The sequence below is a fragment of the Microbispora sp. CL1-1 genome (assembly GCF_012034195.1).
GTDB lineage: Bacteria > Actinomycetota > Actinomycetes > Streptosporangiales > Streptosporangiaceae > Microbispora.
Genome location: NZ_JAATEK010000053.1, coordinates 1 through 21,479 on the forward strand (window position 1 = coordinate 1; position 21,479 = coordinate 21,479).

Below are 21,479 nucleotides of genomic sequence, written 5' to 3' on the forward strand. Positions count from 1 at the left end.
ACGCCTGAGCCTGGACCCGCGTCGACACCCACCGGCCCGGTCACCGGTGGCTGCTGATCCGTCGCGACCTGACCACCGGGGAACTGGCCTTCTACCGTTGCTACGCATCCACGCCGGTGCCGCTGGTCGCCCTGGTGCGCATCGCCGGCATCCGCTGGACGGTCGAGGAGTCCTTCCAGGCCGCCAAGGGCCAGGTCGGGCTGGACCACTACCAGGTCCGCAGCTGGAACGGCTGGCACCGCCACATCACGCTGGCGATGCTCGCCCTGGCCTTCCCCGCGGGCCTGGCCGCATCCCAGCCCGGCGGCGACGAAAAGCACCTGCCTTGACTATGCCGGAGATCCGTCGCCTGCTGATCAGGCCACCGCCCGCCGATGCCACTACCAGCGCAGACCTCACTCATGATCTCAAAATGTCACTGGAGTACTTAGGTGGTCCTCACCGTGCCGAAGGCAGAGTTCGTGCATGTGCTTGAACGAGACCACCGCTGCGATCAGCGCCAGAAGCGCGACACCCGCGATCGTCATACACCGGATGCGTCGCGCAGCCAGGGAGAGACCGGTTTCCACAACCGCTCACCTCTGGTCGAGTAGGAAGCGGGTGGTGAGGGCGAAGGGATGTGTAATTGGTTCGTCTCCCCCCTCCGACATCAACCCCCATGTGAGATCAAGGATTGCCCCCGAGCTGCGGCTCCACCCCAAGAAGCTTGAGCAGTTCGGCTGTAGGGACGAGGTAGGCGACGCCGACGCGGATGACGCGGCAGGGGAACTCGCCCTTCTTGGCCAGCTCGTACGCCTTGGTCCGCCCAAGCCCAAGAGCCCGGGCGGCGGTGAGCAGGTCGACCGTCGCAGGCAGTTGCTGCAGCTCGGCCAGGGTGAGGCCCTTCATTTCTTCTCCATCAAGCTTGCCGGCCGGGTGAACCCGACCACATCAGAACGAGCGGAATAGGACGCGTAGCGCACGACGTCTCCGGTGTGCGGCGCGTGGATCATCTGGCCGGGAGTGACGACGACCCCGACATGCCCGGGCCCGCCGGCTCCCGGGTGCATGAAGACCAGGTCGCCGGGCTGCTCCTGGCCGCGAGTGACAGTGGGCCCCTGGCGCCACTGGTCGGCGGCGACACGCGGCAGCAGGATTCCCGCGTACTGATAGGCGCGCATGGTCAGCCCCGAGCAGTCGAACGCGCCTGGCCCCTCAGCTCCCCACGCGTACGGCTTGCCAAGCTGCATCCGCGCGTAGGCGAGGACACGGCCGGCCACGGCAGTCCGCGCCGCAGGAAGCGCGCACAGCTCCTCCCCCACACCAGCCGAGCCCGAAGAGTAACCGCGGGCGAAGCCGAGGACCCGGCGGACGTACCAGTCGGCGTGGTTGTAGCGCCAGACGGCCCGGTACATGTCCGCCGGCGCCCCGTTCGCCTTCAGGTACTTCGCCGCCGACGGGATCGCGTCGGCCGGGTCGTAGACATCCGTTCGGCCGTCGCCGTTCCCGTCCACGCCGTACGCCGCCCAGGTCGTATCAAGGAACTGCATGGGGCCCATCGCGCCGGCGCGGTTCGCACCATCCCGGATGCCGACACCGGTACCGCGCCCGTGGTCGCTTTCGGCCTTGCCAATCCCCGCGAGCACTTGCCAGGGGATGCCGTACTTCTGCCCAGCCTGCTGATACAGCTGCAGGTAGTCCGGCGGGATGCCACCGTCCTGCCCCTGACCACAGCCAACGGAGCCGTTCAAGGCGGTGAACGCCAGGATCAGCCCGAGCGGTATCGCGATGAGCAGACCGGCGGCCGCCACGAGCAGCCGCGCGGTCATCGAGACCGGCCGGTGTCACAACTCCCGCGCAGCTCGGTCCCGAGCTTGCTGCGTCGCCAGCCGTCCGGCGCCCGGCCTGCTCTCCTCATTTCCACTGCCCCCCGCTATCGGATGGGGCTGTTGCAGCACGTCGAGGACCGCGTTCCACGAGTAGCGGTAGTCCTTGCCGGTCCGCAGCGCCGGGATCTGGCCGGCGCTGGCCATGCGGCGGACGGTCTGGGCCGACAGCCCGAGCTTGGCGGCCAGTTCCTTGGTGGTCAGCACATCCGGATCACGCCCAAGCGGATCGGTCATGGTCACTCCTCGTGGTCAGCGGTCACCGTTCAGTTTCCCCCACGCGACTGCGACAGCACGTCTTGTGAATACCTGAAGACGGATGCAGCCGTTTGAGACTGCTTGCGCTCTGGAATACCCACGGAGCGTGACAGTCACGCTACCGATTGCGACAATCCATCGACCCCATGTCAGCAAAGGGAGGGCAATCCATGCTGGTCAGCGCAGTTGCCGACATGCTTCAGGCGGGGCCGGTGCCGAATCCGGCGCCGATCGCACCGCCGGGCCTAGAGAGGCCGATCACGACCATCCTCGGCTGGGGCAAGTGGGGCGTCATCGTCGCGGGCGTCGCCGGCCTGCTCATCTGCGGCGCGCAGATGGCGATCGGCCGCAAGAACCGCTCGTCCTTCGCGGCCGACGGCGCGTCCGGCATCCCCTGGGTGCTCGGCGGGCTCAGCCTGGCCGCGACCGCCTCCGGCATCGTCGGGATGTTCCTCCGATGAAGGCGCCCGCCCTCGTCCTGGTGCTGCTGACGGCGTGCGCCTGCGGCACGTCGACAACACCGGCTCCCCCGGCCCGCCAGGCGCGCATCACCTGGCTGGACTTTCATGGAGTACGGCTGCCGCTGTCGGACCTCGACGGCCCGCGCGTGCTCGACCATGACCGCGCCAAGGGCTTCTCCCACACCCGGGAGGGTGCGCTGCTCGCCGCGCTGCACATCGGCGTACGGGCGAACTCGCAGTGGGGCCCGACCGTGTTCGAGCCCACCATCACCGAGCAGGTGGTCGGTCCGGACGCAGGTCGTCTCCTGGAGCAGACGCGGACCACATACGAGGAGAGCAGGCAGGAAGCCGGACTCCCCCAAGGCAGTCCGCTCGGCAAGGCCTACGTGGATGAGGAGGCCTACCGCTGGGAGTCCTACGCCGCCGATGCCGCCACCGTCGACATCGTCAGCGCCGGCCCGGACCGACGCGGCACCACGGTCCGAGCCACCACCCGCATCCAGGTCGTCTGGCGGGACGGCGACTGGCGCGTGGTCGCGCCACTGGACGGCGACTGGGGCAACGCCGCGACGGAGCTCAAGTCTCTCGACGGCTACACCCGCTTCAAGGAGTGACCAACCATGCCGTGCGAGAGCCTGCTTTCTCCAAGCTGTTCAGTGACCGAGTACGTCGCCGGCAAGGTGGCCGCCGGGGCCGCCAACGGCGTGCTGGGCGAGATCGCCAAAGCCATCCAGGACGGCGTGGCATGGGTGGTCGGCAACAGCATCTCCTGGTGGGTCAGGGTGCCCTCGCCCGACCTCGCCACCGAATCAGCCGTGGACCGTTTGCGCGAATGGACGTTGCCGATCGCGATCGCGGTCGCCGTACTCGGTGTGCTCAGTGCGGGCGGCAAGATGGCACTGACCCGCAAGGGCAGCCCGCTGGTCGACGTCGGCTCCGGCCTGGTCGTCATCGCGACGACCTCGACCATCGGCGTGCTGACGGCTTCGATGCTCGTCAAAGCTGGCGACGCCTGGTCCACCTGGGTCCTCGACACCGTCTCCCATGACGACTTCGGCCGGCGCCTCACGAAAATCCTGGCTCTGACCGGCGCGGCACCCGGTGTGGTGATCGTGCTGGGGGTCGTGGCCATCTTGATCGGCGTGGTGCAGGCCGTGCTCATGCTGTTTCGCGAGGCGGCCCTGGTCGTGCTCGCCGGCCTTCTCCCCTTGGCCGCCGCCGGGTCGATGACTGTGATGACCAAGCCGTGGTTCCGCAAGGTGACCGGCTGGATGCTCGCCCTGATCTTCTACAAGCCCGCCGTCGCCGCCGTGTTCGCCACGACGTTCACCATGGTCGGCGAAGGCAAGGACGTACGGACCATCCTCATGGGGTTCGCGATGATGCTCCTGTCGCTGATCGCCATGCCGGTGCTGATGAAGTTCTTCACGTGGACGACGGGCTCGCTGGCAACCGCCGGTGGAGGTGGCGGCATCCTCGGAGCGAGCGTCGCCGGAGCCGTCGCCCTCAGCTCCTTCCGCAACTCGTCTTCGTCCTCCTCCCCCACGGGCGCGAGCAGCCACGCCGATTACTTGTCATCCCAGCTCGGGGGCAGACGAGCGTCAACTGGCGCGCCCCCATCCTCTGGGACGACGACCGCGGGCTCGACGACGGCAGGAGCAGGTGCCAAAGCGGCGGGACCAGCTGCCGCCGCGGCGTCGACCGCGGCGAGTGGCGTGGCATCCGGCGCGAAGACCGCGGCGAACTCCATGCGAGAGGACCACCAGCGATGACGGACATCCGTACCTACGGAGGCTGGCGCCGACGGCGCGGGCTCGGCCTGCTCGGCCTGGGCACGACCGGGACGTTCGTCGCGCTGGGTGCGCTCACCGCACTGGTCCTCACCGTGTCCGTGGACCTCCGTGCCGCGCTCTACACCGGGCCGCCCACTGCCCTGGCTGGAGCACTGGTGCTTATCCGGGTCAGCGGCGTTCCCGTCGCCCACCTCGTCACGCGCCGGATCCGCTGGTCGTACGGCAAAGCCCGCGGTCACACCCGCTACCGCGCCGGAGTCGTCGTCGCTCACCCCCGCGCCTTTCAGCTCCCTGGGGTTCTGGCCGCGACTCGGCTGATGTCAGCCGAGGACGCCTTCGGCCGGCCGTACGGCATCGCGTGGGATCGCCGCACCGGGCTGTTCACCGCGACGCTGAAGGTGTCGCCCGCGTCGACCTGGCTGGCGGAGCGGTCGGACGCCGACGCCTGGGTGTCCAATTGGGGTGCCTGGCTGGCCTCGCTCGGACACATGCCGGCCGTCCGCTGGGCCACGGTCACCGTCGACACCGCGCCCGAGCCCGGCTCCGCGCTCGCCGACACCGTCGGCCGCGCGCTGTCCTCCACGGCTCCCGAGGCGGCGGCCCTGCTCATGCGGCAACTGGTCAGTACGGCACCGCGTACGGCGGCCCGCGTGAACACCTACGTGAGCGTGACGTTCGACCCGGCCCGCTCCCCCGCCGGACAGGGCGACATGAGCACGGCAATCGGCGAGCTCGGCCGCACCACCGACGCGCTGGCCTCCGCGCTCGGATCGTGCGGCGTCACCGTCACCGGCCGGGCGACCGCCGCCGAGCTGGCTGGAATCGTCCGTGCCGCATACGATCCCGCCGCCAGAGCCGACACCGCCCGCGCCGATGACCTGACATGGGCGGACGCCGGTCCGATCGGCGCCGAAGAGCACCCAGATCACTACCGGCACGACAGCGGGATCAGCGTGAGCTGGGCCTGGCACGAGGCGCCACGCCAGAACGTCCCCGCCGACGTACTCAGCCGCCTGGTCGCTCCGGGTCCATACCCGAAGCGGGTCAGTCTCCAATACCGTCCGTTGCCCGCCGCCGAGGCCACACGGGTGCTCGAAGACGAGGTCAACGCCGCCGCGTTCCGCGAGCAGTACCGCCGCCGGACCGGGCGGGACGAGACCGCCCGTGACGCCTACGACCAGGCCCGCGCCCGGCAGGCCGCCGCCGAGGAAGCCACCGGGGCCGGGGTCACGCTCGTGACGCTGTACGTCACCACCACGGTCACTCACGAAGAGGACCTGGCCCAGGCCGTCGCGGTCACCGAGGCCGCCGCGGAAGCCTCCCGAATCCGGCTGCGCCGCCTGTGGGGCAGCCAGTCCGCCGGGTTCGCCACCACCTTGCCCTGCGGCGTCTGCCCGGCCGAGCTGACCAGGAGGTCATGGTGAAGACTCCCGCACGCGGCTGGCGAGAGCCGTACGGCGGATGCGCCGTGCACGTGGAGGCCGGCGCGGAGTTCCAGGCGACCACGGCACAAGTGTGCGGCCTCTTCCCGTTCGTGGCCGGCTCGGGCTCCCCCGCCATCGGCACACCGATCGGCCGCCACCAGCTGTTCGGGGAGGTCGTCTGCCTCGACCCACTGGCCTGGCTGCGCGCCGGGCTGGTCACCAACCCGGGCGTGTTCGTCCTCGGCCAGCCGGGGACCGGCAAGTCGACCCTGGTCAAGCGGCTCATCGTCGGGGCCATCGCGTCCGGCTCGACCGCGCTGATCCTCGGCGACACCAAACCCGACTACACCATGCTCGTCGAGCACGTCGGCGGACAGGTCATCCGCGTCGGTCGCGGCCTCGACCGCATCAACCCCCTCGACGCCGGGCCGCTCGGCGCCGCCGTACGGACCCAGCGCGGGGCCGAAGCCGAACGCACCCGCTGGGAGCTGCGCGGACGGCGGCTCTCGCTGCTGATGGCGCTCTGCACGCTCATCCGCGAGGCACCGGTCAGCAACGCCGAAGAGGTCATCCTCGGCCGGGCCATCGACCTGCTCGACGAACGCCTCACCGCCCCGACCGTGCCCGACGTGCTCGCCGTACTCGAAGAAGGCCCCGAAGCGCTGCGATCGGCCGCGCGGACTGACGACCCGGAGCGATACCGCGAGCGGGTCAGCGACCTCGTCTTCACTCTCGAACTGCTCTGCACCGGTTCGCTTGCCGGCGTCTTCGACGGGCCGACCACCCGCCCCATCGACCTGACCGCGCCCGCGGTCTCCGTGGACATCTCCCGCGTCGGCGCGGCCGGCGACAAGCTCCTGACCGCAGCGATGCTGTGCACTTGGGCATACGGCTTCGCCATGGTCGACGGCACGACCGGCCACTCCTATATGGCGGTCATGGACGAGCTGTGGCGGGCGCTGCGCGGGGCGCCGGGTTTGGTCGAGTACGCCGACAGCCTGACTCGGCTCAACCGCGCCAAGGGCATGGCCTCCATCATGATCACTCACTCGCTTGCCGATCTGGAGGCACTGCCCACCGAGGAGGACCGGGCAAAGGCTCGCGGCTTCATCGACCGCAGCGCCATCACCGTGCTGGCCGGGCTGCCCCCGCGCGAGCTGGCCCGCGTCAGCGAGATCACCCGCCTGACCGGGCCGGAGCAGGAGCTGGTCGCCTCCTGGTCCGCGCCGGACACCTGGCAACCGGGCGCCCGGCATCCGGGTCGCGGCAAGTACCTCATCAAGACCGGCGACCGGCTCGGCATCCCGGTCGAGCTCGCGCTCGTCGGCGTCGAGCACGAGCTCTACGACACCGACCAGGCGATCCGATGACGAGAGCGGTGGGACCGCGCACCGGATTCACCCCGCACGGCGCGACCGGAGCGTGGATAGCGCTCTTCGCGGGGTGGGGCGTCGTTGCGTTCTTCGGCCTCATTTGGGTCGCCGCCCGCGTCGCGGCCGCCCTGTTCGGCGGGCGGGTCCGCGAGTTCGGCACCGACTTCGCATGGCGTGTGCTCGAAGGCCGTACGGCATCCGCCTGGCCCAGCACCCCGACGCTCGCCGTTGTCGTCGTTGCCGCCGTCCTCCTGACTACCGCGCTCGGCATCGTCGTGGCCGCCTGGTGGTTCGTCATCGGACGGCTGCCCGATCCGGTGGATCCGGTGGCCGCCCTCGCGGACAATCCCGGGCTCGCTGCGCTGAAGCCGGAGGCGGCAGAGAAGAAGGCGCGCGAGCTGCGGCCGTCCCTGTCCGGGGCGGTGATGCCCTGCGACATCGGGCTGGCGCTCGGCGACCTGATGCGAAGCGGGCCCACGCTGTACGCCTCCTGGGAGGACACCATCGTGGCCTTCATGGCCCCCAGGTCGGGCAAGACGACCTGCCTGAGCATTCCGTACGTGCTCTCGGCTCCTGGGCCGGTCATCGCGACGTCGAACAAGTCCGACCTGTGGGCGGCGACAGCCTCACTTCGTGCTGCCGAGGGCACTGTGTGGCTGTTCGACCCACAGCACATCACCTATCAGCCGCAAACATGGTGGTGGGACCCGCTACGCGGTCTCGCGACGGTGGAGGACGCTCACCGCCTCGCTGGGCACTTCGTCCTCACCGTCGACGACGGCACCAAGCGTGACCTGTGGGGACCCGCCGCGCAGGACCTGCTCTGCGCGTTGTTCCTCGCCGCCGCGTCCTCCGGCCGCACGATGCGCGATGTCGCCAAATGGCTCGACACGCCTGCCGTACCAACGCCGGTTGAGCTGCTGGAGGCCGCAGGCTTCTCCCTGCTCGCCTCGTCGCTGCGCGGCGCGCAGAACGGCGCGGTCGAGACACGCGACGGCATCTACCAGACAGCCCGCACAGCCGCCAAAGCACTGCGCGACGAGGCGATAATCTCCTGGGTCACGCCGTCGGCCCTGCCGGTCTTCGACCCGCAGGCTTTCGCCGCTGGAACCGACACCCTCTATCTGTTGTCGAAGTCGCGCTCGGCTGCCGCGCCGCTGATCGCCGCGCTCACCGACACCGCGATGCGGGCCGCCGAACGCCGGGCTGAGCGCATGGGCGGCAGGCTCGACCCGCCGATGGTCGTCTCCCTCGACGAGGCGGCCAACATCTGCCGGATCGCCGACCTGCCCGAGCTGTACAGCCACCTCGGCTCGCGCGGCATCGTCCCCGTGACGATCCTCCAGTCGTACGAGCAAGGCGTCACGGTGTGGGGCGAGGCGGGCATGGCCGCCATGTGGGGTGCGGCCACCCGCAAGGTCATCGGTGCCGGCGTCGACTCCCCGCGCCTGGCTCGTGACCTGGCCACGCTCGTCGGCCAGCACGACGTGCCCGTCCGTTCCGTCTCGTACGCCGACGGCCGGGCCTCGGAGCAGATCTCGCTGCGCCGGCAGGACATTCTCGAACCCGCCGCCATCCGCGCGCTCCCGCCGGGGACCGCGCTGCTGCTGGCCACCGGCGGACGTCCCGCCCTGATCTCACTGCTCCCCTGGTACGAGAGCCGCGACGCCGACCGGATCCAAGCCTGCCGTGACCGGCTCGAACGGCTCATCGCGGAAGGAGCGGCACGATGACCGAACCGGTCTACGAGACGGTCGAGGAATGGGTGACCGAGCGATTTGTCCCCATGTACCGGCGGACGCTCGGTGGGGAGTTCCGCTGGTGCGCCCAGTGGTGGAGGCACGCCGAGGCCATCTCGCGGCTCACGGCACTCTGGCACGCCTGGGAGGTGTTGCGCCTGGAAGCGGGCACCGGCATGGGCGTCTGGTACCGCGACCACCTCGACCACCAACTGCCCATCCTGCTCGGTGCCCGCGGCCCCTTCTATCAGTGCAGTGAGGACGAACACCTCGAACCCCATCTGGCCAACGTCGACCCCGCCCCGCCTGGCTGGTGGCCCTCTTCCACAGAATCCGCTTCGGATGGTCCGGCGGATGAGCCCGAGCTCGACAGTCATGTCTGAATCACTAGGAGGTCTCGTGTCCCTGATCGATGAGCTGTCCAAGGCGCACGCCGAGCTGGAGGCATGGCGCGACGTCGACACCGCTCTACACGCGTTCCTGGTCGCATCGGAGGCGGCCAGGGCCATGGAAGGCGCGAGTGATCCAGAGGAGTTTCCGGCATGGGTCTCGGCCGGAAGCGCCGCGTTCGAGGGTGCGTCCGCGCTCAGAGCGGTTCCCGCTACGGCGTACGAGATGCCGCTGGTCTTCAAGGACGCCGACGACCGGTCGGCTGTCACGGAGGCGATGGCGGCCCTGGGCGGGCTCCTCCGAGAGGTGATGGCCGAAAGGGCTCTCGATCTGAAGACCCCGGACGCCCGGCTCGCCGCGCTGACCGCCTCACGTTGCGGCACCCGCATCCAGCTTTTCCTGGGCGGGTGAGCGACCATGGCAACCGTCTTCGGCGACTTCTTGCGTGAGGCGTCCGAGCAGATGAACACCGCCGTCTATTGCGCCGAACGCTCCGTTTCCGGTGTCGCCGCCATCGCGACGATCGAGCCGGCGCGCCGGATGACGACGGTCCTACTCCGATACTTGGACGATCTCGCGCCTGAGCGCGCCCCCGCGCACGAGCGGCTGTCCCATCTGTGGGACCGAGTGAACCATCCACGCGTCCTGCTGCAGGAAGCCGACGTGATCCTGCGCGACCTCGACCGGCAACTCGCCGGCCGGAATCGCAACACTGCGCATCCCGTCCCGGTCCATGTCGCAGGCGCCGCGCTCGCCCTCGGCACCGGCCATGACCTGCTGAAGACGCACTACAACCCGCGATCGGACTGGGCGAACGCGATTGAGGACATGGGCGTCCGGCACGCGGTGCTGGACGTCGTGGCACGCCAGGCACAGCTCCTCGGCCGAGTCGTGAAGGCGGCCCGAGCCGAAGTGCGCAGGGCGGGTCTGGACAGCGTACGGCTCGACCGGTTGGTCACCGCCCTGCAGACCGCGGGTGACATCGCCTTCCGAGTGACGGCGCCGGGAGCCACCGAGACGCTGGCCGCCGTACCCCTCAGGGCGACCCGGCCGCCCTCGGCGCTACCTGCGACCGCTTCGGTCGAGCAGCTCTGCGCCGGGATCATCACGAACGCCGAGGGCATACGCACGGCCCAGCCCGAGGCGGGAGGACAGCTGTCGTCCGCGGACTGCCGACGTAACGCCACCGCCGCTGTCGTGGCCCTTCACTGCGCCTACCAGGCCGTCACAATGCTGACCCGGCGGCACACCGAACTGCATCCCGCCCGCGAACTGCTCGTCCGCCGCACGCTACGCCTGTCCGCAGAAGGCCTTCACCGTGTGCTCGACCGCTGGCAGGCCGTACGGCACCGCTGGCAGCGGCTCCTGTTCGACCAGCGACGCCCGAGCCCCGCGGATCACCTTGACCAGATGACCATTCGCCTGGGCCGTCTCATCTCGACCAACCCGGAGTGGACCTTCGAGCTGCGGAACCTGCCGACGCTGAAGTCCCCAGCCGAGCTGGCGCCGACGACCGCGGACATGTCGCAGATCCTGCTTTCCGTCCGGCACGCCGTAGAAGCCCTCGCCGTACTCGGCCATCGTGATCTGGCGCAGGTCACCGCCCCTGGCCAGATCGAAGCGATCCACGCGATGTCGAGAACCACCGCTGCCGTGAACGGCCAGGTGGGAGCATCCGGGGTACGAGCCCTCGTGGGGGCGTACCGAGACGTCGTCGGCTACACGAACTCGGTGCTTGCGGATCTCAATCGAGCTGCTCTCGATACGGCCACTCCTGGGGAGCGTCCGAGCGTCATGGTCGCGCTGTCCATCCTCGACCGCCGCCGAGATCCCGCCCTGGTCTCGGCACTCTTCGACGACACCACCGTGGCCAACAGCGCGACGGCATCGCAGTACACCTCGAACATCCGGGTGGCTCCCATCGGCGCGGTCACGGCAGCCTCAAGGTCCAACTCCGACGGCGGACGGCAGGCAAGCAAGCCGACGAGGTAGTGGCGGGGAGCGGGAAGACTTTGGTTGTCTCCCCGGCTCTCGTGCGCTCCGCCATCCTGGCCCTGGGCGGCCCGAGCCGAGCCGTGAGATCGTGACGGTCATGGCGACCGAAGATCCTCTGCGCCTTTTAGGACGGCTCCGGCTCGGCCGGGAAGAATATTGCCAGCGGCTGCTGACCATGCTGATCCTCGGCGGGCCCTATCCACGGTGGAATACGCCCAACGCTCCCTCGGACCGCGGAGCCCGTTTCCTGCTTGAGCTGGACGCGCTCTCGTTCGGCACCGGCGCCTGGGATGTTCGGCCGCAGTTCGTCGACGAGTTCGACCTTCCACGCCGACATGACGACGAACAGGGCGGAGCACCCGACTACGCGATGCTCTGGCCCGAGCGCCTGTGGATGATCGAGCTGAAGACCGAGACCGCAAGTCACCGTCGAGGACAGCTCTCGGGGTACCTCGACCTCGCCGAACATCATCATCCGGCTCGCCGCATCGACCTCAGCTACCTGACTCCGCCGATGCCTCACACACCGCCGGCCGCCCAGGCGCGGACGCGCTTCAACCACCTCACCTGGGCTCAGGTCACTCCGCTGATCACCGCTGTGTGGGGAAACGGCGACGACGCAGAGCGGCGCGTCGTCGAACTACTGCTGGCCGCCTTGGACAGCATCGGAACCGACTGGAGCACCTGGCGCACAGCCCGGCTCCAGGTAGTGCCAGGCACCGAGCTCGAGGCTCCCGTCGCTGACACGCAGCCGACGGCCGACCCCTTCAAGGAGGCGATGGCGCTGGTCGATGCCACCGCCAGGGACGGACGGCAACGGGCCCTCAGTCACGCGGTGACGGACCTGCAGGATCTGCAGGAGCTGCGCCTATCCCTACGGCAGGCCATCTGCGCCTCACCCGGCCCCTCCCCCATTCACCACGTACTGCCCTGGATCTGGAACGCCACGACCAGCGGCGGCACGGCACTCACCGCCGCTGGCGCGGAGACGGGATACGAACTGCGCCTATCCCGGTATCGCAAGCCCATCTGCTGACGGGCTGCTCGGGCGACGCTCGTATCAATCGCGCAGGGACGTGAAGGGCCGGGAGGGCATGCTGACGAGTTCGGCCATCCACGAACGGATCGTCTCCAGATGCGTCGGCAGCAGCCCGACTCTGGGATCCGGCTGGACGAGCAAGGTGGGAATTCCTGCTGCCGTCCGGCCTGCGGCCCAGGCGTGGTCGGCGGGGGTGAAGTCGTCGTCGATCCAGACGGCCTGAGCTGTGCCGAGCCAGGCCGAGACGTCGTCCCGTTTCCAGAGGTAGCCGTTGGGGTGGCTCGTCGTGATGTCCTGACGCGCCAGTTCGACATGCGCGAACGGCTCCAGGCCCAGCTTGGCGCCGATCAAGGGGCTGGCGTCGCCACGCCAACTGGTGCACCAGACCGGTGTCAGAGGCAGCTCGCTGATCAGCTCAGCCAGCATGGGCCCGTGCGTGGGATCCAGCCATATGGGAACCGGTGAGCCCGCGTCATAGCCGGTGGGTACGACGCTGTGCCTCACGTGAGTAGCCGGTCCGTTCCCCTCGCTGTCGGGGAACGGGATCAGCACGCCGTCGACGTCGATGAGCAGATAAACCTCGGGCACGACAGCCTCCTCGAACCGTCATGATTTACGGGCGACAACGAGCAAGGTGTTCGGGCCTGCCGGCGACTCACCCAGGTGCTGGAGGTCCTTGACCCGGAAACCGGCTGCCAACAGCAGCGCGACCCAGGCGAGCACGCTCGGCTCCCAGCGGCGGATCGGCATTCTGCCGCCGGACGGCAACAACAACGTGCTGTCCCGGTCACTGCGTCTGGGATGCGGAACGGCGAAGGCCAACACTCCGCCGGGCCGCAGCACCCGCGCGATCAACGGCACGAGCACATTCGGCGAGGTGAGTCCCACGGCGCCGAAGACGGAGTAGCAGATGTCGTGCGAATGGCACGACGCCTCCAGGAACTCAACCGCGTCGGCAGCGACGAAGGAGATCCCCGGCAGGTGCCCATAGCGCGTGCGCGCCCGTTCGATCTGCCTCTCCGAGATGTCGACGCCGACCCCAGTGGCGCCATGGACTCCTACAAGGTGCGCGAGGTGATGGCCCGGGCCACACCCCAACTCGAGAACGCGCGCACACGCGAGGTGTCCCAGGATCTCGGCTCCTGGCCCGCCGTCAGGCTCCGGCGTCCAATACATGCGAGGCGGAGCCGCCGCCGGCGCTGCCGACTCGACAGCCTGACGTTGCCGGGCGTGCTCCTGCCATGCCTGGCGGTTCATGGCGCGAGCAGCCGTACGGCTTCACGGAGGTGACGCCGAACGGCCTTGATGTAGACCGGATCGCTGCTCGGGTCGTTGATCCAGTGCACGGTCTGGTCCATGAACCACTCCACGATCCAGACCCGGTGCCAGCCGAGGGCCCACGCCTCGGCGGACAGGCCACCCCGTGGCGCCAAGGCCTCCTGCGATCCGCCGGCGGCGACGTAGGCTTCGATCAGCCGACGGACCCGTTGCACGTTGGCGGGCTGTTGAGTTCCAGGCCAGGAGGCCAAGTCGAGCAGGCCGGAGCCGTTGAAGGCGCGGGCGAAATCGAGCAGCCGCCATCCTGTCCGCCCGACGTGCAGCGAGCTGGGGTGGAACTCCGAGTGGCACAGCCCGAACGGCGCCAGCTCCGCCCCCTGAGCACGTACGGGAGCCACCTTGTCCAGCGCGGAGAGCATCTCGGCAATGTCGAGAGTGGATTTCCAGCGACGGACCTGCCGCAGGTAGTCCAGGTGGGCAAGCGCGCGCAAGGGCAGGGCCCGCAGTTCGTCGGCGTCGAGGGTCGTCGGCAGAATCTCCGAGGGGCGGACCCGGTGGAGTACGACCGCCGCCTTCACCCCGTCATCATCCGATGCCTCCCGGGCCGGTTCGCCAAGGTCCTGCATCAACATGCCGAGGATGCCGTCGCTGACGGCGGAGGCGTACAGGTCGGGGACGGGCACGCCATGGACAGCGGCCAGCTTGAGCGCCCGGTCCTCGCCGGTGAACGGCTCGGCGGCGAATTTGAAGATGGCCGTGGAGCCGCCGGGAAAGTGCAGGCGTTCCACCGCCGACAGCGACCAGGCACGCATCGGCTCACGTTTCGGCTCACCCGGAAACCTCGCCTTGGCGCACAACTCGGCGCACAGCCGGGTGACGGTCAGCTCATCCACCACGGTTACTCCTTTGGCATCTGAGGCGTACGGCCCGCGCTCACCGAAGCGCGGGCCGTACGGGAAGGGTCAGCTGGCGGTGCGGCAGGCGTAGACCTTGGCGAGCCACTCCTCGCGGAAGCTCGTCAGCTCGGTGCGGAAGGTCTGCATCGAGGCGCCGTACGGCACGCAGGCACCGCCCGACTGGTTGGGCACCGACTGGCAGCCATGGACCAGCCGGCCGCCGAGCGCGGCGTGCGCCTTGATCGACTCGATGCGGCGGTACTCGTTGAACCATGTGCCGTGGTAGACCTCGTCGAGCATGCCGCCCTCCTCCTCGTCCAGCTCGTAGACGACGGAGGTCGCGGCGGGGAAGAACCAGCATGGGCCGACGTTGGAGATGTGGCCGTCCAGCTCGACCTTGTTGAGCGCCATGAAGGTGGCGGCCTCGCGGAGCATCCGCAGGTGGTCGGCGGTGATCTGGGGCAGGCCGAGGGTGGGCAGGTGCTCCTCACGGAACAGGTAGCTGTAGACCTCCCAGGCCGTGGCCAGCACCCGGCCCGCGTCGGAGGTGGAGTAGCCGTGCTCCTGCACGAACTCCAAGGCAAGCTGTTCGACAGCGGTCTCCGCGGACTCCTCGATGCCGAGAAGCTGGCCGGCGACGAGGTTCCAGTCACACAGGAGCCAGGTGGAGTTCTCGAACCGGAAGAAGTACTTCTCGGGGTCGACCGTGATGGTGGCTCCGTCCACGGTGATCCCGGGGATGCGGTTCCAGCGTGGGTCGAAGACGACCGGCAATTCGACGGCGAACGCGTCGAGCTGGGCGCTCAGGGTCATTGAGGCACTCTCCTTCTGACGTGGGATTACTGGCGAAGGGGGAGCTATCGGGCCTGCCCGGCGAGCAGGCGTCGCCAGAGCTCCATGGCTCTGGCCGTCAGGAGCCACTCCGTCTCGCGTACGGACAGACCGGCCGGCTTGCGGACGGTGCGGCGGATGAACACCAGGCCGCCGGAAACGCACAGCTCGTAGACCACCGGCTGGCACTCACAGGTGTGCCGTCGTACCCGCAGGTGTGTGCACCGCGCCGTCGGTTTCCTCCACACGAGCCTTTCGCAGCCTGTCTGCGGTGGCGCGACGTGGACACCGTGGAACGGCGCGGGAAGCTGCGCGTCCTTGGGAACGCCGCGAGGTGCACCGTGCGAGACCATACGGGCGCACTCCGGCTAACGGTCTACCTCGGCCAGCACACGCTCGATGCGGTCTGCGGCCTCGGTGACGTTCGTGACGAGAGCGATCCGTTCGGGCCAGGGGAACCAGAAGCTCCACTCCCCCTCCGCATCCGGCACGATCATGATGTGTTCCGTGAGGACGGGAGCCTCAGGGTTCATCACGAACAGGTGGAGCGAAGACCCCTCACCGCTGCGGAGCCGCGCGGCGAAGCCCCGGCCTTCGAGTGCGGCGGCGAGCGACTGGAGCGCGTCGCGGACCACCGCCGGATCGGCAAGCTGCGTACTCATGGCGCGACCGTACGGCCGGCTCACGTGGGCAAACCCAACCAGCGGTTGGGGGTGGCATTCAGGCGATGACGCGGGCTCTTGTCGCGAGGTCCAGCAACAGAGCCGGAGGACGGCGCCTCGCCTCGATCATCTCGCCGATGGTCTGACGTGCGAGCGGGTTGAAGACGACGGTCTCCGTCGACTGTGTCTCCGACATCCGAAGGCAGGTGAGGGCTGCGTCGAAATCCCGCTGCCGCATGTGCCCTCGCGCCAGGTCGAGGAGGTGCTGCGCCCGCCGATTCGTCGAAGGGATGGCGGATACGGTGATGGCCTTGGCCCGGTCGATCGCCGCGCTGGAACGCCCTGTCTCCACCTCGATCGCGACGCCATAAATGGCGACGTTGGCCTGGCCGAACATCGTCAGAGGGTTGTGGTGAGCAGGACCGAGAGCGGAGGCGGCCCTGTGAGCGCGGTCCCAGTGCCGCCAGGCGTCGGCGCCGCGGTGGTTCTTCGCGCAGGCGATGGCGGCGAACAGGTGCAAGGAACCCCACGCCGACAGCACGGCCTGTGAGGAGCTCGACCTCGGCTCCAAGTAGGTCGCCGCGGTCGACGCCACCTCGAAGGCCTCGTCAGTCTGACCGCGCCCGAGTGCGGCCATCGTGGAGGTCCAGGCGGAGATCGCGATCAGTTGCGGATCATCGGTCTCCTCAGCGGCGACCATCGCGCGGTCGGCGGCGCGGGCCGCCAGCTCGGCCTCCCCGACGCAGTAGAGGAAACGCTGCGCGAGCTGGAAGGTCTCGGCGAGAAGCGCCCAGGTGCTGCGCCGCATGCTGGGCGCGGCCGCTCGGTGCAGGTTCAGCGCGTCTTGTAGCAGGCCGGGTGCCACCGCGCCCAAAGCGGTGTAGGGCCGAGCCGACCCGTGCCAGGCCGACCAAGCGACGGCCAGCCGACGCCGCAGCTTCTCGCTCTCGGCGGGCAGGTCTTTCACGGGTTGCGACGGATAGAGCGGCGTGGACAGCACCTGCCGAATGGCTGGGACGGCCTCGTGCCGGATCCTGCCGCCCTCGGTGACGGTGCACGTCATGCCCTGAAGCCGGTCTTCGACGATGAGGCTCAGATCTCGTACGCCGAGCACGTTCGCCAGGGCGACGAGGGTGGAGAGCTTGTCCAGGCGCTGCTCGCCGCGCTCGACCTGACGCAGCCACTCCTCCGTCCGTCCGCACAACTCCGCACACGCGCGCAATCCAAGGCCTCGGCGCAACCGAAGCACTCGGACGCGCCTGCCGATGCGCCGGTCCAGCTCTCCACTTTCCACGTGCTCAGTCGCCATGGCACGACCTCACGTTGGGGACGTAGTGTTCGCCTCGACCACGGTAACCGTGTCCGTGGGTCAGCGGATAGTAACCGATGGTGATCGCAGAGGAATGGGGAACGGCGGGATATGGCAGAAAGCAAGCCGGTTCTGTATGTGATCGCGTGCGGAGGCCGGCCGGCGGGTGAGCTTCCCGCCTTCGTCGAGCGCCTTGCGGCGGACGGCTGGACGGTCTGCATCATCGCGACGCCGTCAGCCACGAAGTTCACCGACGCCGAGCGGCTCAGCAAGCTCACCGGCTATCCCGTACGGCACGACTACAAGCGGCCCGAGGAGCCGGACGTGCTGCCCCCGGCGGACGCCATGGCGGTCGTCCCGGCGACCTTCAACACCACCAACAAGTGGGCCCAGGGCATCAGCGACACCTTGGCACTGGGCCTGCTGAACGAAGCCCTCGGGCTCGGCCTGCCGATCGTCGCCGTCCCCTGGCCCAACCATGCGCTCGCGAGGCATCCCGCCTTCCCCAGCAGCGTGGCCCGGCTCGAGGAATGGGGCGTACGGATAATCCTCGATTGGGACCGTCTCCCCGCCCCCAACTCAGGCGCCCCAGGAGCGGTCTTCTTTCCCTGGGACGATCTTTACGAAGCACTGCACGCCATACGCGAAGGCTTCGATTCTTCATCCAGCTGAAGCGGTTTCACTGCCCCGCTCTCCACATCACGGTGGCCGTCACACGCGAAGGCCTTTCGCCACACGCCCTGCAGGCCACCGTGGTCCGCTTCCCCGTCTACCCGGTCGGCGGGCTCATCGCGGTGCTCGCCACGCTGTACCTCATGTGGCGCTTCATGGCCTCCCGGTTCACCCTGCAACGCCGCCCACCACAACCACCGGCATGACGGGGACAGCAGCCGAAAGCCGCGCACTCGCAAGTTGCGGTGATAGCCCCCCGATACCCGGGCATCAGGGGGAGGCCGGGCATCGCTCACACGCCCGGTAAGGCGGGCAGGTCGGCTCCCAGCGGCCTGCTCATCGTCCCGCTCCCCGAGCGAATCGCCTGGTGAGCGGTGCCGTCTCCCTCATGCACGACCTGAGGTGCGGACAGGGTGTGACTACGGAGCCTGGGGCCTGTAGTAGCGGGCCCGGCTCTCGCGGTTCGTCACGGGCTCCCTTCGCGCCTCAGGCGGCGAACAGGAGAAGCAGCCCCACGACGGTGTAGACCACCATCAGCACGAGCAGGGGAATCTGCCCGAGCACGGCGGTCCGGCGGGGAAACAGGGCCAGCGCGCGGTCGTGCGCCAGGACGGTGCCCAGCACGTGGCCGATGACGATGACCGTGACCTGGAGGGTGGCGACCCCGGCCGGAGTGGTGCCGAACGCCTGGATGGTCCACCCGGCGGTGCCGAGCCAGTCCGCGCCGGTGTCCAGCGGATCGGACAGCAGGGCGATGGTCCGCTGCCCCTCCAGCAGGAACAGGGTGTAGTAGTGGGCGACGACGTATCCGACGGCTATCGGCACGATCGAATGAGCGATCTCGCCCGCCGTCATGCCGGGATCGGCCGCGCCCCATCGGCCGGCGAGCGCGGTCGCGGCCCGGTACGCCGCGAGCACCACAGCGATGACGGCCACCAGGCCCGCGGTGCCCGTGACCGGGGCCGGCACCGCGCTCTCCTGAACGAAGCGCACCCACACCGGGGCGTTGGACAGGCTGTCGTACATGGTGGAGCCCAGGAGCACGACCACCAGCGTCGTCAGCCCCGGCGCCGGTCGCAGCCCGGCCATGCCGTCGAGGGAGTTACGCCAGACCACGGCGCCGTCGCCGCGTCTCGCCGACGGGGCGAGCCTGCCCACGAGGTCGCTGTAGACCTCGAACGGATCGGCGTGGTCGAACCACCGGGAGCCGAAGACGACGGCTCCGGCGAGCATGAGCACGGCGTAGGCCGCGAGCCAGGCGCCGATGACCGGCAGGGTGGCCCGTTCGGGGGCGACGAGTTCCAGCCAGACGAAGGCGAACAGACCGGCGCAGGCGGGCCAGTATCCGACGCGAACGGGCAGTGGCCGCAGGCCGAGTTCGGGGTCGCGTCCGAGTCCCCTGCAGGCCAGCAGGTGCAGCGTCCGCAGCGGGCTCAGGCCGCGCCACACCGGGCCGAACAGCACCGACAGCGGCACCAGGCCGACCCAGAACAGGACGTAGAACGCCCCCGCCGTGGGGTTGTCGGCCCGATCGGGCCCGAAGATCAGCCCGATGCAGAAGTACGCCGCGACGACGAGCCCGGCGATCCGCCAGCCCCACCGCCAGGCCGGCGAGGTCACCGCCGTCTGGATGGCGGCGGGCACCGAGCGGGCAGCGGTGAGGGCGGCGTCCAGGCGCGGTTGTTTCCACAGCGCGCCGAGCGCTACGAACGACACCAGCAACGCGAGGGCCGCGCCGGTCAGCGCGGCCGAGAACGGGATCGGCAGGTCCTGACGGCCCCCGACGCCGTGAGCCAGCAGCATCCCGGCGGCCTAACGCACGACGAGCTGGAACAGCTGCAGTCCCGAGCCGTGGGTTTCCATCTCGAACAGACCGGTCTGATCGGCGACGAACTCGATGCTCGCCGGGGTGCCGGGCTGAAGCTCGGCCTCCTTGTCGTACCCGTGCAGATGCGCCTCGTCGGCGGCGTCGCCGGTGACCGTGATCCGCACCGTCTGGCCCTTGGTCACCTCGATCCGTCCCGGCGGCGGGGTGACCTTCCGACCGGCGATGGTGACCGTGATCTCCTTCACGGCCGAATCGGCGGGGGCGGCGGCTGCTGACTCCGCAGGGGCCGCGGGAGCCGATTCGGCGGATGCCGGGGCGGCCGACTGGGCGGGGGCGGCGGCATCCGACCCGCCGCAGGCAGACGTGGCCATCAGCAGGACCACGCCGAGCGGGAGCGCGGCGAGCAGCGGGCGCAGGCGGGCAGGGACGATCATCATGGGGGGGTTCTCCTGAAGGGGTGGTGGCGCGTCAGCGTCGCCTGGTGGATTTGGAACGCTCTGGGGTGCGCGACGACGCCGCGCGTGCGGGTTTCTTCGCCTGTGGGCGGCCGGAAGGCCGCCCGGGCGCCGGGGTGACGGGCGCAGGTCTCCGCGCTGCCCGCACCACCAGGACGCCCGCTCCGACGACCAGGACCGCGGGCACCAGCCATACCGACAACCCGCTGCCGGAGTCGCCCGGCTGCGCTGCCCTCGCGGCGGTGCCGGCCGTGCCGGTTTCGGGCACGGCGCCCTGACTGCCACCGGTTTCGGGAACCGCGGCCGCGCCGGCGCCAGCCTGTGGCGCCGCGGGGCCCATCGCCGCCGGGCTGCCCCCACTCTGCGGCGCCGGGGGCTGGGCGCCGCTTCCTGGCTCGGCCGAGGCGAGCAGGCTGGGGTCGGGCTCGTCGTCCGGGGCCTGCCAGCCCTTCGGCGGTCCCGAGGTCGGGCCCTTGTAGGTGAACCGCAGCTCACCCTGCACCGGCTCCCCGTCCGAGGCGATCGACAGATACCGGACGACGTACTCGCCCCGCTCCGGCCAGTAGGCGACCGGGATCTGCGCCGGGTATCCGGTGTTGTACACGCTCGGTTCCCAGAAGCCGTTCACCAGGTGATACTCCTGGACCGGCTTGTCGAGGCGCTTGGGTCCACCGTGCGTCCAGGGCCGGTCGACCCGGGCACCGCTGGGAGCGGTGACCGCGAAGTACGCGTTCGGAGCGGGCGCCTCGGTGAAGTAGAGCGCGAGGGACTCCATCGGCTCGCGCACCGTACTGTCCTTGACCGGTGTCGACATCGCGAGCTGGCCGTGGGCGGAAGCAGGCGCCGCCAAGGCGGCCATCGCCAGCACACCGACGATGATCAGCAGAAGCAACCGGCCCAACCAGCGCGCCATGGTCACTTCTGCTCTCCACGAAATACGGCCCCTGAATAGGGAGATTCGGCTCGGACCGATAAGACCGACAGCGACGAGATTACCGACTTTCACCACAAAAGAACACAACTTGGATCGCTGACAACAGAAGTAGATATGTTGCCGTTAGCGCTGCCGCGCGGGTCCGCCTGTAGACTGCTGCTCTACGCGGCGTAGAGCAGAGGTGGAGGTCGTGCGGCGCCCGCCTGGATGGTTTCGGCTGATGCGTGCCGGGGTTTTCGCCCTGGTGTGCGTTGGCCTGTCCCAGGTAGGTCATGAT

Annotated in this window: 26 protein-coding genes and 1 pseudogene; 13 read left to right on the forward strand and 14 right to left on the reverse strand. The window is 69.4% G+C overall.

Annotated features, from left to right (window positions below; translation table 11 throughout):
* Positions 1-35: 35 nt before the first annotated feature.
* Positions 36-287, forward strand: a pseudogene (locus HCK04_RS36035) (transposase); the annotation flags it as partial.
* 120 nt (positions 288-407) lie between these two features.
* Here HCK04_RS36035 and HCK04_RS44475 read toward each other — a convergent pair.
* The 4 genes from HCK04_RS44475 to HCK04_RS36055 form a co-directional block, all read right to left on the reverse strand.
* Positions 408-527, reverse strand: a complete 120-nt coding sequence (locus HCK04_RS44475) for a DUF2637 domain-containing protein (RefSeq protein ID WP_142651873.1) — start codon at positions 525-527, stop codon at positions 408-410.
* Between the two features lie 139 nt (positions 528-666).
* A complete protein-coding gene (locus HCK04_RS36045; protein WP_142651826.1) occupies positions 667-888 on the reverse strand; it encodes a helix-turn-helix domain-containing protein in 222 nt (73 codons plus the stop codon).
* Entirely contained in the window at positions 885-1,808 is a 924-nt protein-coding gene (locus tag HCK04_RS36050; RefSeq protein WP_142651827.1) for an NlpC/P60 family protein, read from the reverse strand. Before HCK04_RS36050 ends, HCK04_RS36045 begins: the two co-directional genes overlap by 4 nt.
* A 15-nt stretch (positions 1,809-1,823) precedes the next feature.
* On the reverse strand, positions 1,824-2,102 hold the full coding sequence (locus tag HCK04_RS36055) for a helix-turn-helix domain-containing protein (RefSeq protein WP_142651828.1): 279 nt from the start codon (positions 2,100-2,102) through the stop codon (positions 1,824-1,826).
* Positions 2,103-2,293: 191 nt separating this feature from the next.
* On the opposite strand from HCK04_RS36055, the gene HCK04_RS36060 reads away from it, so the two are divergent.
* The 10 genes from HCK04_RS36060 to HCK04_RS36105 all read left to right on the forward strand — a co-directional run bounded on the left by HCK04_RS36060 (position 2,294) and on the right by HCK04_RS36105 (position 12,334).
* Positions 2,294-2,584: a hypothetical protein gene (locus tag HCK04_RS36060; RefSeq protein WP_142624562.1), complete on the forward strand. Its 291-nt coding sequence runs from the start codon at positions 2,294-2,296 to the stop codon at positions 2,582-2,584.
* Entirely contained in the window at positions 2,581-3,198 is a 618-nt protein-coding gene (locus HCK04_RS36065) for a hypothetical protein (protein ID WP_142651829.1), read from the forward strand. Before HCK04_RS36060 ends, HCK04_RS36065 begins: the two co-directional genes overlap by 4 nt.
* Positions 3,199-3,240: 42 nt before the next feature.
* Positions 3,241-4,356, forward strand: a complete 1,116-nt coding sequence (locus HCK04_RS36070) for a hypothetical protein (RefSeq protein WP_142651830.1) — start codon at positions 3,241-3,243, stop codon at positions 4,354-4,356.
* The gene (locus tag HCK04_RS36075) at positions 4,353-5,801 is read left to right on the forward strand and encodes an SCO6880 family protein (RefSeq protein WP_142651831.1); all 1,449 of its coding nucleotides are present in this window, start codon (positions 4,353-4,355) and stop codon (positions 5,799-5,801) included. The genes HCK04_RS36070 and HCK04_RS36075 overlap by 4 nt, the downstream gene beginning before the upstream one ends.
* The gene (locus tag HCK04_RS36080) at positions 5,795-7,171 is read left to right on the forward strand and encodes a hypothetical protein (RefSeq protein WP_142651832.1); all 1,377 of its coding nucleotides are present in this window, start codon (positions 5,795-5,797) and stop codon (positions 7,169-7,171) included. The genes HCK04_RS36075 and HCK04_RS36080 overlap by 7 nt, the downstream gene beginning before the upstream one ends.
* On the forward strand, positions 7,168-8,907 hold the full coding sequence (locus HCK04_RS36085) for a TraM recognition domain-containing protein (RefSeq protein ID WP_142651833.1): 1,740 nt from the start codon (positions 7,168-7,170) through the stop codon (positions 8,905-8,907). Before HCK04_RS36080 ends, HCK04_RS36085 begins: the two co-directional genes overlap by 4 nt.
* Positions 8,904-9,296: a DUF4913 domain-containing protein gene (locus HCK04_RS36090; protein WP_142651834.1), complete on the forward strand. Its 393-nt coding sequence runs from the start codon at positions 8,904-8,906 to the stop codon at positions 9,294-9,296. The genes HCK04_RS36085 and HCK04_RS36090 overlap by 4 nt, the downstream gene beginning before the upstream one ends.
* 16 nt (positions 9,297-9,312) lie before the next feature.
* Entirely contained in the window at positions 9,313-9,714 is a 402-nt protein-coding gene (locus HCK04_RS36095) for a hypothetical protein (RefSeq protein ID WP_142651835.1), read from the forward strand.
* 6 nt (positions 9,715-9,720) lie between these two features.
* Positions 9,721-11,295: a hypothetical protein gene (locus HCK04_RS36100; RefSeq protein ID WP_142651836.1), complete on the forward strand. Its 1,575-nt coding sequence runs from the start codon at positions 9,721-9,723 to the stop codon at positions 11,293-11,295.
* A gap of 100 nt (positions 11,296-11,395) precedes the next feature.
* Entirely contained in the window at positions 11,396-12,334 is a 939-nt protein-coding gene (locus HCK04_RS36105; RefSeq protein WP_142651837.1) for a hypothetical protein, read from the forward strand.
* Positions 12,335-12,358: 24 nt separating this feature from the next.
* On the opposite strand, the gene HCK04_RS36110 is transcribed toward HCK04_RS36105, so the two are convergent.
* From HCK04_RS36110 to HCK04_RS36140, 7 genes are all read right to left on the reverse strand, one after another.
* The gene (locus HCK04_RS36110; protein ID WP_142651838.1) at positions 12,359-12,925 is read right to left on the reverse strand and encodes an HAD domain-containing protein; all 567 of its coding nucleotides are present in this window, start codon (positions 12,923-12,925) and stop codon (positions 12,359-12,361) included.
* Between the two features lie 18 nt (positions 12,926-12,943).
* Positions 12,944-13,594, reverse strand: coding sequence for a class I SAM-dependent methyltransferase (locus HCK04_RS36115; RefSeq protein WP_142651839.1), 651 nt, complete (start codon positions 13,592-13,594; stop codon positions 12,944-12,946).
* Positions 13,591-14,511, reverse strand: coding sequence for a phosphotransferase (locus tag HCK04_RS36120; protein WP_205831148.1), 921 nt, complete (start codon positions 14,509-14,511; stop codon positions 13,591-13,593). The genes HCK04_RS36115 and HCK04_RS36120 overlap by 4 nt, the downstream gene beginning before the upstream one ends.
* Positions 14,512-14,577: 66 nt before the next feature.
* Positions 14,578-15,324 carry a hypothetical protein gene (locus tag HCK04_RS36125; protein ID WP_142651840.1) on the reverse strand — a complete coding sequence of 249 codons (747 nt, stop codon included), beginning with the start codon at positions 15,322-15,324 and terminating at the stop codon, positions 14,578-14,580.
* Between the two features lie 44 nt (positions 15,325-15,368).
* Positions 15,369-15,521, reverse strand: a complete 153-nt coding sequence (locus tag HCK04_RS41580; RefSeq protein WP_205831149.1) for a hypothetical protein — start codon at positions 15,519-15,521, stop codon at positions 15,369-15,371.
* A gap of 189 nt (positions 15,522-15,710) precedes the next feature.
* A complete protein-coding gene (locus HCK04_RS36135; RefSeq protein ID WP_142651842.1) occupies positions 15,711-16,004 on the reverse strand; it encodes a hypothetical protein in 294 nt (97 codons plus the stop codon).
* 58 nt (positions 16,005-16,062) lie between these two features.
* On the reverse strand, positions 16,063-17,313 hold the full coding sequence (locus HCK04_RS36140; RefSeq protein WP_142651843.1) for a helix-turn-helix domain-containing protein: 1,251 nt from the start codon (positions 17,311-17,313) through the stop codon (positions 16,063-16,065).
* 111 nt (positions 17,314-17,424) lie between these two features.
* Between HCK04_RS36140 and HCK04_RS36145 the strand changes: the two genes are divergently transcribed.
* Together HCK04_RS36145 and HCK04_RS36150 are read left to right on the forward strand one after the other, a co-directional pair.
* Complete coding sequence (locus HCK04_RS36145; RefSeq protein ID WP_142651844.1) at positions 17,425-17,985, forward strand: flavoprotein; 561 nt, start codon at positions 17,425-17,427, stop codon at positions 17,983-17,985.
* Positions 17,986-18,017: 32 nt separating this feature from the next.
* Positions 18,018-18,191, forward strand: a complete 174-nt coding sequence (locus tag HCK04_RS36150) for a hypothetical protein (protein ID WP_168066541.1) — start codon at positions 18,018-18,020, stop codon at positions 18,189-18,191.
* A 280-nt stretch (positions 18,192-18,471) separates the two neighbouring features.
* On the opposite strand, the gene HCK04_RS36155 is transcribed toward HCK04_RS36150, so the two are convergent.
* Genes HCK04_RS36155 through HCK04_RS36165 form a run of 3 tightly spaced genes read right to left on the reverse strand, consistent with a single transcriptional unit; the run spans position 18,472 to position 21,181 of the window.
* On the reverse strand, positions 18,472-19,788 hold the full coding sequence (locus tag HCK04_RS36155; RefSeq protein WP_142651845.1) for a hypothetical protein: 1,317 nt from the start codon (positions 19,786-19,788) through the stop codon (positions 18,472-18,474).
* Positions 19,789-19,797: 9 nt separating this feature from the next.
* Positions 19,798-20,250 carry a hypothetical protein gene (locus HCK04_RS36160; protein ID WP_142651846.1) on the reverse strand — a complete coding sequence of 151 codons (453 nt, stop codon included), beginning with the start codon at positions 20,248-20,250 and terminating at the stop codon, positions 19,798-19,800.
* Between the two features lie 31 nt (positions 20,251-20,281).
* Positions 20,282-21,181 (reverse strand): copper resistance protein CopC, encoded by a 900-nt coding sequence (locus HCK04_RS36165; protein WP_142651847.1) that lies wholly within the window; start codon positions 21,179-21,181, stop codon positions 20,282-20,284.
* Positions 21,182-21,479: the final 298 nt, after the last annotated feature.